Origin of the sequence: Anaerovorax sp. IOR16, from assembly GCF_017168145.1 — a bacterium.
Taxonomy (GTDB): domain Bacteria; phylum Bacillota; class Clostridia; order Peptostreptococcales; family Anaerovoracaceae; genus IOR16.
Genome location: NZ_JADQTL010000009.1, coordinates 438,676 through 450,846 on the forward strand (window position 1 = coordinate 438,676; position 12,171 = coordinate 450,846).

The window sequence follows — 12,171 nt, forward strand, 5'->3', positions numbered from 1 at the left end:
ACAGTATGTCAAAGGACATTATTATAAAAGGTGCGAAAGAGCATAATTTAAAAGATATTGATGTTGTAATACCGAGAGATAAAATGGTCGTATTGACAGGTTTATCAGGTTCGGGTAAGTCTTCACTGGCATTTGATACGATTTATGCAGAGGGACAGAGACGTTATGTAGAAAGTCTTTCTTCCTATGCACGTCAGTTTTTAGGACAGATGGATAAACCGGATGTAGAATACATTGAGGGGCTTTCCCCTGCTATTTCCATTGATCAAAAAACGACCAGCAAGAATCCCCGTTCTACTGTTGGAACCGTTACTGAAATCCATGATTATCTCCGTTTGATGTATGCACGCATAGGTATACCGCATTGTCCGGTATGTGGAAGAGAAATCAGCAGCCAGTCGGTTGATCAAATTGTACAGCAGTTATTGGAGCTTGGAGAAGGTACCCGATTAACAATTTTAGCTCCCGTTGTACGCCAGAGAAAAGGAGAACACGAAAAAATTCTTCAAAGGATAAAAAAAGAAGGATTTACAAGAGTACGTATTGACGGAGAAATTCGTGAGCTTGAGGTTGATGAAATTAAGCTCGAAAAAACCTTTAAGCATACGATTGAAATTGTTGTGGATCGTATCATTGTAAAACAGGGTGTGGAGAGTCGGCTTTCAGAGTCCATTGAGCTTGCGCTGCATCACGGAGAGGGGCTGGTGGAAGCACTCGTACAGAAAAAAGAAAGTGACTCTTATGAATTGCTGTTCAGCACGAAATTTGCCTGTCCGGATCATGGTGTCAGCATAGAGGAATTGGAACCAAGGATGTTTTCTTTTAATAGTCCTTTTGGTGCTTGCTCTCATTGTAATGGATTGGGATTCATTCAAAAAATAGATCCCGATCGTGTTGTAAGAGATCAAACACTGAGTATTGCAAATGGAGCTTTGGGGGCAATCTTTTCTTCATTGGAGTACGGTGGATTTTATCGTCAGATGATAGAAGCGTTGGCAAAAGATCATGATACTGATTTGGATACTCCTTATCATAGTCTTCCGAAGAAGTTTAAGGAAGAACTGCTTTATGGAACAAAGGGCAGAAAACTGGAGTATTATTATGAAAGCCGGAATGGTTCCCAATCTTATCGCAATCATCCATTTGAAGGTGTCATTCCAAATTTGGAGAGACGATATCAGGAGACTAATTCAGATTATATAAAAGAAAAGATGAGAGAATATATGAGTCTCATCCATTGCAATGATTGCGAAGGAAAACGTTTAAAGCCAGAAGTTCTAGCAGTAACGGTAGGCGGAAAAAACATCGCAGAGCTTTCCGATTTATCCATTCGTGAGGCACTGCAATTTGTGAATCAACTAGAATTATCACCGAAAGAAGCAGCGATTGCAAAGCAAATTCTAAAAGAAATCCGTGAAAGACTTACCTTCCTTGTTGATGTTGGACTTGATTATTTAACATTATCAAGAGCGGCAGGGACGTTATCCGGAGGCGAATCACAACGCATTCGTCTTGCCACACAAATTGGTTCCAGTTTGGTCGGAGTCTTATATATCTTAGATGAACCAAGCATCGGTTTGCATCAAAAAGACAATGAAAAACTTTTAAAAACGTTACGCAATCTTACAGATATAGGAAATACCTTAATTGTAGTAGAACATGATGAAGATACAATGCATGCGGCAGATCATATCATAGACATTGGGCCGGGCGCTGGTATTGAAGGCGGTGAGCTGGTAGCGGAAGGGACAGTAAAAGACATTATTGCTTGTGAAAGGTCCGTAACCGGTCAGTATTTAAGCGGTAAAAAAATGATTCCGGTTCCAAAAGAGCGACGGGAAGGAAATGGTAATTTTATTTCCGTTGTTGGAGCAACAGAAAATAATTTACAAAATATAAATGTAGAATTTCCACTTGGAAAAATGGTTTGTATAACCGGTGTTTCCGGTTCCGGAAAAAGTACGTTAATCAATCAGATTCTATATAAAAGCTTAGCAGAGCAAATTAATGGATCAAAGGAGAAACCGGGTAAACATAAAAGCATAAAAGGGATTGAAAATATTGATAAAATTATTAACATCGATCAGTCACCGATTGGCCGCACACCTAGGTCTAATCCTGCAACCTATACGGGAGTTTTTACTCACATTCGTGACTTGTTTGCCCAGCTTCCGGAAGCAAAGCTTCGTGGTTATGAAAAAGGAAGATTCAGCTTTAATGTGAAAGGCGGGCGGTGTGAAGCGTGCAGCGGAGATGGCATCATAAAGATAGAGATGCATTTTTTACCTGACGTTTATGTTCCTTGCGAGGTCTGCAAAGGAAAGAGATACAGCCGAGAAACGCTTGAAGTAAAGTATAAGGGGAAAAGTATATTTGATGTTTTGGATATGAATGTCTCGGAGGCGCTGGAATTCTTCAAAAATATTCCATCCATTACAAGACAACTTTCTACCTTAGAAGAAGTGGGATTGGGTTATATAAAGCTGGGACAACCTTCTACACAGCTTTCAGGAGGAGAAGCACAGCGAATTAAGCTGGCATCAGAGCTTTCAAAACGAAGTACTGGAAGAACACTGTATATTTTAGACGAACCGACGACGGGATTGCATTTTGCAGATGTCGATAAACTCATTCAAGTATTGGATAAACTTGTAGAAGCAGGGAATACTGTGGTAGTGATTGAGCATAATTTAGAGGTGATTAAAACCGCGGATCATATTATTGACTTGGGACCGGATGGAGGTGACCGTGGAGGAAGCATCGTCGTTACCGGTACGCCGGAGCAAGTTGTGGAATGCAAAGAATCCTATACGGGGAAATTTTTAAAAGCAGTTTTGGAAACATATCACCAAAAGACCGTTATGTCTTCTAAGGTATAAAATGCTTGTAAACAGCACAAAATGACATATACATGATTGACTTTAAGTTGATAAAAAAAGAGCTTTAAGGGAGACCGCTTAAAGTTCTTTTTTGTCGATATTTTTTCCTATTTTGGATATAATAAGGAAAAAAGGTTGGTGTTATGGAAAAAATCTGATAAAATAGATACAAATGCTCGGTGGCACCAGATGGGATGTCACCGTTATTACTGCCGGAGATTTTCCGGCCACTTTGAAAGGAAAAAAATAAAAAGATGGAACGAACAAACATGACCATGCTAACCGACTTTTATGAGTTGACTATGGCGAATGGGTATTTCGAGCACGGTATGGGAGATCAGATTGCTTATTTTGATATGTTTTTCAGAAAAATTCCTGATGGCGGTGGCTTTGCCATTGTGGCTGGTTTGGAACAGGTGATTACCTATCTAAAAGGCCTTTCTTTTAGTGAAGATGATCTGGATTATTTAAGAAGCAAAGGGATTTTTAGTGAAGAATTCTTAGATTATTTAAGAAACTTTAAGTTTACTTGTGACGTATGGGCAATTCCGGAAGGAACTCCGGTTTTTCCGGGTGAACCATTGATTACGGTTCGAGGGCCTGTGATTCAAGCTCAGTTTGTAGAAACCATGATTTTATTAATTATGAATCACCAAAGCTTAATTGCGACGAAAGCAAATCGTATTGTTCGTTCTGCACAAGGCAGAGGGGTTATGGAATTTGGTTCAAGACGTGCGCATGGTGCTACTGCTGCCATCATTGGAGCAAGAGCTGCGTATATAGGCGGTTGCGTTGGAACTGCATGCACTGTTACGGATCAGGAATACGGCATTCCAGCATTGGGAACAATGGCACATAGCTGGGTTCAGATGTTTGATTCCGAATTGGAAGCATTTGAAAAATATGCGGATCTTTATCCTACGAACTGTGTACTGCTAGTGGACACTTATAATGTGTTAAAAAGTGGTGTTCCAAATGCAATTAAGGTTTTTAAAGAAAAGAAACCCCAAAATATAGGGATTCGTATTGATAGCGGTGATATTACTTATCTCACCAAGCGAGCAAGAGCGATGCTGGATGAAGCAGGATTACAAGATTGCAAAATTGTTGTTTCCAATTCCTTTGATGAATATTTGATTCGGGATGTGATCAGTCAGGGCGCACGTATTGATTCTTTTGGAGTAGGCGAACGGTTAATCACATCCAAAACAGAACCTGTTTTTGGTGGAGTATATAAATTATCTGCTTTAGAAGTGGAAGGAACGATTGTACCTAAGATTAAAATCAGTGAAAACATTGAAAAGATTACAAATCCAGGGTTTAAAAAAGTATATCGTTTATACGATAAGACTACAAACCAAGCTTTTGCCGATGTTATTACATTGAATCATGAAGAAATTCCAAGCGGAAGTGATTATGAAATCTTTAATCCGGAGGCGACTTGGAAGCGAAAGAAAATATGTAATTTTTACGCAAAGAATTTACGTGTACAGGTCTTTAAAGAAGGAGAAGTGGTTTATAAATCTCCGACGGTGCATGAAATTCGAGAGTATTGTTTGGGTCAGATTGATACATTATGGGATGAAATTAAGCGGTTTGAGAATCCACATATTTATTATGTAGATCTTTCTAAAGAATTGTGGGAATTAAAAACGAAACTAATTGAAGAATTTCAAGGTTAAAATATAATAATAAATTTAAAAAGCAGAGAGTTAGAATAGTATCTAACTCTCTTTTTTATTTAACCAAAGAATCAAACTGCGCTTTGCTGCTGTCCCAATGAACATCACGTATAAATCTTTCCAGTTCCGTAGCATTCTTTTCTTGAAAAAGTCGAAGTATTTCATAATGCTGTTCGTTGGTTTCTCTTAATATATCAAATTCTTTGTCTGGGTTTTCAAACACATAATACTTGCGAATAAAATTATTTTTTAGTCGATTCAGCAAATCCGTAATTTCTTTATTTGGACATAAATCCAGATAGACGTTATGAAATTCCATTTGAAGTTCGTAATACTTATTACTCAAGCCGCTTTCAATTGCGGCATCCATTGATTTAATTAAGAATTCCATTTTTGTAAGATCGGAATCTTCTAGAAGATGAATGCACTTAACAGCAGCTCGACCATCTAAGGTACCAATAACCTCATAAAGATCTTTCGCTTTTTTTACATTTAAATATTTTACTCGGAAACCCTTTCTTGGGAGATTATCCAAGTAGCCGTCGGAAGCGAGCTGAATCAGAGCTTCGCGAACCGGTGTACGGCTTATATGAAGCTCTTCACTAACTTGTGATTCATTGATTTTATCATCCGGCTTTAATGTACCGGTGTTAATTCGTTCTGAAATATAATTGTAGACATGATCTTTTAAGGACAAATAGCGGTCCATAAGTAACCTCCATACTATCTTTTTTTGAATTGTATCATATTTTTTTGACAGAAAATACTTTTTTTTATATTTTTTTGTCACAATTAAAATTTATATACTTAATTAAAATACATTTCATTTTATCTAAAAACAGACCATAAAAAAAACTTTCTGAAAAATAAAAATATTCCTTGCTTTCTGATAATAAATGTGGCAAAATATTTTCATAAAGTACACTGTATACAAAATACAAAAAGCAATGAGTAGAAAAGGCACAGGAGGTATAAAAAATGAAGTATGGTTGCCAATCTATGGTCGGTAAAATTGAATCTATTTTATTAAAACATCCGAAACAGGCGTTTATTAGCCAGGAAAATTTGGATAAAACGTGGGAGGAATTTAAATATTTTGGATGTCCGGATTATCAGAAGGTTTTGGAGGAATACGAAGTATTTGAAAAGATTGTAAAAGAAAATGTAGAAAATGTTTATTATCTTCCGCAGGATGATCGTACAGGTTTGGATTCTATTTACACACACGATCCATTAAAGGTTACGAAAAAGGGTGCAATTTATTTTCCTATGGGGAAGGTACTGCGAAGTAAAGAATACATGGCAACAAGAGAGTATTTAGAAAGCATAGGGATTCCAACTCTTGGCGTAATTGAAGCACCGGGAAAGATGGAGGGAGGTGACGTCCTTTGGATTGATGAAAAGACCGTAGCAATCGGAAGAGGATATCGTACGAATGATGAAGGAATTCGTCAATTTAAAGAACTTACAAAAGATATTATCGATGAATATATTATTGTTCCAATGCCGCATGGAGACGGAGAGGATTGCTGTTTGCATCTTATGAGCATTATTAGTTTTGTGGATACAGATAAAGCAGTTGTCTACTCCAAATATATGCCGGTATTTTTCAGAGAATGGCTTCTGGCAAGAGGAATTCAACTGATTGAGTGTAACGATAAGGAATACGATTATTTGGGATCCAATTTACTTGCGCTGGAACCGGGAAAATGTATCTTAATTAAAGGATGCCCTGAAATACAAAAGAAGCTAGAGGATGCAGGTGTAGTCATTGCAACTTATGAAGGAAAGGAAATGTCGTATCGAGGAACCGGAGGTCCAACTTGTTTGACTTGTCCACTCACTCGACTGTAAAGGAAGCGATTTTCTATGAATAAAAACAAAAAAATTGTATTTGATCACATAGGCGAAGAGATTAAAGATATTGTTTACAATTACATAAAAGCAAAGAGCTTTACTTACTCAAAAGGAGAAAAGGAAGCTGAGAATTACTTTTTAAACTATTTTGCAAGGATACCTTATTTTCAAAGAAACAAAGAATTTTATGGAGCTTATCCTATTTTAGGAGATACGTTTCATCGATCAGTATGTTGGGCAATGCGCAAAGGGACTTTGGACGATACTATTGTTATGATTCATCATTATGATGTTGTAACAATTGAAGATTTCAAGTTATTGAAACCCCTGGCTTTTTCTCCGGATGAGTTGGAAAAGGAACTTTTCAAGATAAAGGATACGCTTCAGCCTGAGGTACAAGAGGATTTAGAAAGCAAGGGATACTTATTTGGCAGAGGCGTATGTGATATGAAGGGCGGTGGTGCAATACAAATGGCATTGCTCTCTTATTACACACAAGTTGAAAATTTCAAAGGAAACATCATTGTGCTGGGCGTACCGGATGAAGAAAATTTATCGGCTGGAATGCGATCGGCGGTGATATTGCTTTCTGAGCTTCAGGACAAATACGGATTACAATATAAACTAATGATTAATTCCGAGCCCCATCAGAGGAAGGATTTAAAAAAAGGTGTCTTTTCGTTAGGATCCGTAGGGAAATTAATGCCGTTCATTTATGTACGTGGATCATTGGCACATGCAGGAAAAGTTTTTGAAGGTTTCAATCCTTTGAATTTAATGAGCAGCATTGTTCGGAAAACAGAACTGAATATGGAGCTGAGTGATACAGTAGGGCAGGAAGCCTCTCCTCCACCAACATGGCTGTATTTAAGGGATGACAAGGTAAACTATGATGTATCCATGCCGTTATCCGTTTCCGGTTGCTTTAGCATTCTTACTTTAAACCAGACACCATCGGCAATTTTAGAAAAGGTAAAACATATTTGTGAGGAAGCCTTTGAAGAGATATTAAAGGAAATGAATGACAGCTATGAGGCATTTCTAAATGCAACGAAGCAACCGCTTCACAAGCTTCCTTGGGAGAGTAAGGTAGTCGATTTTTCAAACCTTTATAAAGAAGCCTATGAGACACATGGAGAATTATTTGAACAGGAATATAAAAAAGAGATAAAGATACTCTATGAAAAAAGAAAAAATAACGAAATGAGTCTCATTGCTTGCAACTTTGCTTTAGTCGATTTTGTTTACAATTTCATTGATGACTTATCGCCAAAAGTCGTATACGGACTGATTCCACCTTATTATCCAAATGTTTCTAATTTATTTTTTGATCAATTAGATGATAGTATCAAAATGATAGCAGAAAACTTAAATGATTTTACGTGGAAAGAGTTTAATCAGGAGTATACAAAAGAGTATTTCTATACGGGCATATCTGACTTGAGTTATACCAGCATATCCAATGCAAAACAGGTAACAAAGGCGTTGGAAGATTCCATGCCCTTCTTTGGCAGTTTGTATGATATTCCGGTGACAAGCATTGAAAAAATAGCAATGCCTGTCATCAATATCGGTCCTTGGGGAAAGGATTTTCATAAATTGACCGAGCGTGTGTTAAAAGAGGATTTGTATATGAGGACTCCAAGGATAATAAAATATGCCATCGATACGATCTTAAAAGAAAAATACGATAATTCTTAGCTGTAAAGGAGGGAAATTATGAGCTTTGAAAATTTTATGATGACTTTAATTTGGGACTATATGTGGGGAATGCCAATGATTATCTTAATATTGGCAACTGGTTTTTATGTTACAATTCGCACTCGTTTTTTCCAATTTACTAATTTTAAAACAGCTATGAAGCATGCACTTGGCAGTATCTTTGGAAAAGGAGAAAAAGATAAAAACGAAACTGGTGTACTTTCTCCTATGGAAGCGATGAGTACGGCGCTTGGAACGACCATTGGAGTTGGAAACATCGGTGGTGTTGCAACTGCGATTGCAGTCGGAGGCCCTGGTGCCGTCTTTTGGATGTGGATAGCGGGTATGTTTGGTATGATTATCAAAATGTCCGAAATTACGTTAGCAGTGCATTACCGTTCCAAAGATGCAAACAATGAGGCTTATGGCGGTCCAAACTACTATATGAAAAAGGGGATCGGAATTGAAAAAAACTGGAAACCTGTTTTTAAAATTCTAAGTTGTTTATTTGCTTTTGGATTTCTAACTGGATATGTGATTAACATTCAAACCTATACGGTTTCTGAGGCAGTTGCTAATACCTTTAATCTTGGTATGATTGGTGTCGGTATTGTATATACCATTGCACTTTATGTTATGATCAGCGGTGGGTTAAAATCTGTCGGTAAGTTTGCAATTAAAATGGTACCATTTATGTGTGCATTTTATCTTTTAGGCGGGCTATTCATTATTTTGAAAAACATAGCAGATGTTCCAGGTGTGATTGGGCTTATTTTCCATAGTGCGTTCTCTGGAACGGCAGCCTTCGGCGGATTTATGGGAGCCAGTGTCACTTTAGCAATCAAAACAGGAATGGCACGTTCTGTATTCAGTAATGAAGCCGGCTGGGGTTCCGCACCGATGATTCATGCTTCTGCGAAGGTAGATCATCCGATTAAGCAAGGTCTCATGGGAATTTTTGAAGTATTTGTAGATACCTTTATTATTTGCACTATTACCTGCCTTGTTATTTTGGTTACCGGTCAATGGAATAGTGGGCTGGATGGAGCAACACTGACATTAGCAGCATTTGAAACAGGAATTGGTTCCCTTGGTCGTATTATTTTAGCATTTGGGGTTTTCCTTTTCGGGTTAACAACATCCAGCGGTGTTTACGCACAGATTGAAGTAGTCGTACGATATTTAATTGGTGAATCGAAAAAGAAGGATCTTATTTTAAAAATTTACAAATGGACGTATCCGATTCCAAGTTTAGCATTGGTATTCATTGCAGTTTATATGGAATATCCAGGTACTACCGTATGGCTCTTCTCTGATGCATCAACGGCATTGCCGATTTTCTCAAATATTATTGCACTTTTGATCTTGGCTCCGAAATTTACAGACTTAATTAAGGATTACCAAGCAAGATATATGGGAATCGGAGAAATTGATCCGAATTTTAAAATTTTCTATGAAAAAGAAGAAAATAATGCAGCAACAAAAAGAATTGGCTAAAAAAAGAATATTATTTAGGCAGACAGTGTAAAAACTGTCTGTCTGCTTTTTTTAAAAGAAAAGGCAGGAAAAATTTCTGACAAAACAAAATAATTAAACCAAATTCTAAAAATCACCAATTTATATCTTTTGGTATATTCATTTGGTGGTTTTTTCTTTTGCAAAAATACAAATATTCATTATTCTGAATTTTTCTTCAAGATATTGTTGACATTTTTCGAGCTACTTTTTATAATTAAAATGAATTAATCATCAATAAATTGATGAAATGCAATTATAATTTTAAGGAGGTCAGGAAAATGCAAAATACGTTAATTAGTGCAGACAATACGTGGGTATTATGGGCAATTATCTCGGGCTGGGTAGCATTCAGCATTTATCTTGAGCAGAAGTATGCGTGGGCAGCCAAAATGTCCGGTGCGATTGTTGCACTCTTGGGAGCTTTGGTTTTAACAAACTTTAATATTATCCCGACAGATGCTCCTGTATACGATGTGATTTGGGGATATGTTGTTCCTATGGCCATTCCATTATTGTTGATGCAATGTAACATCAAAAAGATATGGAAAGAAAGCGGACGTATGCTGATTCTTTTCTTAATTGGCTCGTTAGGAACTACTTGTGGCGCAATTGTGGCCTATATGGCACTGCGTAACTTCATACCTGGACTTGCTGGTGTGGCCGGAATGATGACAGGTTCTTACATTGGTGGCGGTGTTAATTTTGCAGCTTTGGCAGGTGCTTTTGACATTCCGGGAGAACTGGTTTCAGCAACTACCGTAGCTGATAATCTTCTTATGACGTTATACTTCTTTGTATTAATTGCCATTCCTTCTATTGGATTTTTTAGAAAAAATTATTCACATCCATATGTAGATGAAGTAGAGAGCATGGGGAACAAAGATGGTGATGCGACGAGTGCAGCATCTTATTGGGGCAGAAAAGAAATTTCTTTAAAGGATATTGCATTTGCTTGTGCAACGAGCTTTATTATTGTTGCAATATCAACATCTGCCGCAGCATTTTTGGCTGAAATCATTCCAACGGACAGTGTTGTGTCAAATATGTTGAATGCTTTACTTGGTAACAAATATTTAATCATAACCACTTTAGCGATGTGTGTAGCTACCTTTGCACCAAATACATTTGGAGAAATTAAAGGAACGCAGGAAATCGGCACATATTTAATCTATCTATTCTTCTTTGTAATTGGTGTTCCGGCATCCATTATGATGATAATTAAGAATTCACCATTGCTTTTGGTATTCTGTACCATTATGGTTCTAATCAATATGCTGTTCGTATTTGTATTTGGAAAAATATTAAAATTTAATTTAGAAGATATCATTTTGGCTTCCAATGCAAACATCGGCGGACCAACGACTGCGGTAGCAATGGCAATCTCAAAGGGCTGGATTAAGTTAGTTGGACCGATTATGTTAGTTGGAACATTGGGTTATGTAATTGGAACCTATCTAGGAATTTTTATGGGGAATCTATTGCTGTAAACATAGCAGAAATATAGAAAGAAGGAGAAAGTATGGTTTTTGATGGGCATTCCGATATTTGGTCAGACGTTACGATTCGTTCATTAAGAGGAGAGACAGATATACTGAAAAAATATCATCTGCCAAGACTTCGAAAGGGTCAAATTGAAGGAAGTATTTTTGTAATATGGGTCGATCCTCCTTATGATAAGGAACCGTTTAAAAGAACCCTGCAGATTATAGAAGCAATTAAAAAAGAGGCTGCTGTTTGTAATGAAATTGCAATTGTAAAGAATTATACTGAGATGGAGCAAGCAAAGGCTGAAGGCAAATTTTATATTTTTATTGGTCTGGAAGGTTTAAATAGCATTGGTGAGAATTTAAGTCTGATTGATGAATATTATGAGTTTGGAGCAAGACATGCCATGCTTTCTTGGAATGAACAAAATGCATTGGCTACCGGGGTACAAGGTGACCCTAATAGAGGGCTTACAGATCTTGGAAAGCAGGCAGTAAAGAAAATCATGGATAAAAACATGATTATGGACGTTTCGCATTTAAATGAAAAATCTTTCTGGGATGTGATAAACATAGCACAATCACCAATCATTGCATCTCACTCAAATGCAAGAGTTTTAAGCAATGCAGAGCGTAATTTAACCGATGATCAGTTACTTGAAATTCGTAATTTAAATGGATTAGTGGGGATTAACTCATTCAATCGTTTCGTAAGCTTGGACATTTCTGAGCAAACAGTGGACAACCTTTTAAAACACATTGTTTATATTTGTGATAAAATTGGTGTAGAGCATGTGGGATTTGGTTTTGACTTCTTTGAATTTATGTCCGTTGATTCCATGCGCTCCTACAGCAATCAAAACACATCGTTTACTGTAGGATTAGAAGATTGTTCAAAGGTACCAAGCCTTTTGGAAAAAATGAAAAAAGTAGGATTCCATAAGGATGAAATAGAAGCAATCAGCTATAAGAACTATCATCGTTTAATCAAAAATATAATTGGGTAAAGAATAAGAAATAGACCATTTTATATGTTAAAATGGTCTATTT

The 12,171-nt window shown here is 37.0% G+C and carries 8 protein-coding genes; 7 read left to right on the forward strand and 1 reads right to left on the reverse strand.

Going from position 1 to position 12,171, the window contains the following annotated elements; genetic code table 11:
* The first annotated feature begins 5 nt into the window (after positions 1 to 5).
* Both uvrA and I2490_RS05680 read left to right on the forward strand, forming a co-directional pair.
* The gene (uvrA, locus tag I2490_RS05675; RefSeq protein ID WP_206458803.1) at positions 6 to 2,879 is read left to right on the forward strand and encodes an excinuclease ABC subunit UvrA; all 2,874 of its coding nucleotides are present in this window, start codon (positions 6 to 8) and stop codon (positions 2,877 to 2,879) included.
* A gap of 254 nt (positions 2,880 to 3,133) precedes the next feature.
* Positions 3,134 to 4,561 (forward strand): nicotinate phosphoribosyltransferase, encoded by a 1,428-nt coding sequence (locus tag I2490_RS05680; RefSeq protein WP_206458804.1) that lies wholly within the window; start codon positions 3,134 to 3,136, stop codon positions 4,559 to 4,561.
* A 55-nt stretch (positions 4,562 to 4,616) separates the two neighbouring features.
* Here the strand turns inward: I2490_RS05680 and I2490_RS05685 are convergent, their stop codons facing one another.
* Positions 4,617 to 5,270, reverse strand: coding sequence for a GntR family transcriptional regulator (locus I2490_RS05685; RefSeq protein WP_206458805.1), 654 nt, complete (start codon positions 5,268 to 5,270; stop codon positions 4,617 to 4,619).
* 269 nt (positions 5,271 to 5,539) lie between these two features.
* Here I2490_RS05685 and I2490_RS05690 point away from each other — a divergent pair, with 269 nt between their 5' ends.
* The 5 genes from I2490_RS05690 to I2490_RS05710 all read left to right on the forward strand — a co-directional run bounded on the left by I2490_RS05690 (position 5,540) and on the right by I2490_RS05710 (position 12,128).
* Positions 5,540 to 6,415: a dimethylarginine dimethylaminohydrolase family protein gene (locus tag I2490_RS05690; RefSeq protein ID WP_206458806.1), complete on the forward strand. Its 876-nt coding sequence runs from the start codon at positions 5,540 to 5,542 to the stop codon at positions 6,413 to 6,415.
* A gap of 15 nt (positions 6,416 to 6,430) precedes the next feature.
* Positions 6,431 to 8,119 carry a M20/M25/M40 family metallo-hydrolase gene (locus I2490_RS05695; protein WP_206458807.1) on the forward strand — a complete coding sequence of 563 codons (1,689 nt, stop codon included), beginning with the start codon at positions 6,431 to 6,433 and terminating at the stop codon, positions 8,117 to 8,119.
* Positions 8,120 to 8,137: 18 nt separating this feature from the next.
* The gene (locus tag I2490_RS05700; RefSeq protein ID WP_206458808.1) at positions 8,138 to 9,616 is read left to right on the forward strand and encodes an alanine/glycine:cation symporter family protein; all 1,479 of its coding nucleotides are present in this window, start codon (positions 8,138 to 8,140) and stop codon (positions 9,614 to 9,616) included.
* 299 nt (positions 9,617 to 9,915) lie between these two features.
* A complete protein-coding gene (locus I2490_RS05705; RefSeq protein ID WP_206458809.1) occupies positions 9,916 to 11,124 on the forward strand; it encodes a DUF819 family protein in 1,209 nt (402 codons plus the stop codon).
* Positions 11,125 to 11,156: 32 nt separating this feature from the next.
* A complete protein-coding gene (locus I2490_RS05710) occupies positions 11,157 to 12,128 on the forward strand; it encodes a dipeptidase (protein WP_206458810.1) in 972 nt (323 codons plus the stop codon).
* Positions 12,129 to 12,171 lie beyond the last annotated feature (43 nt).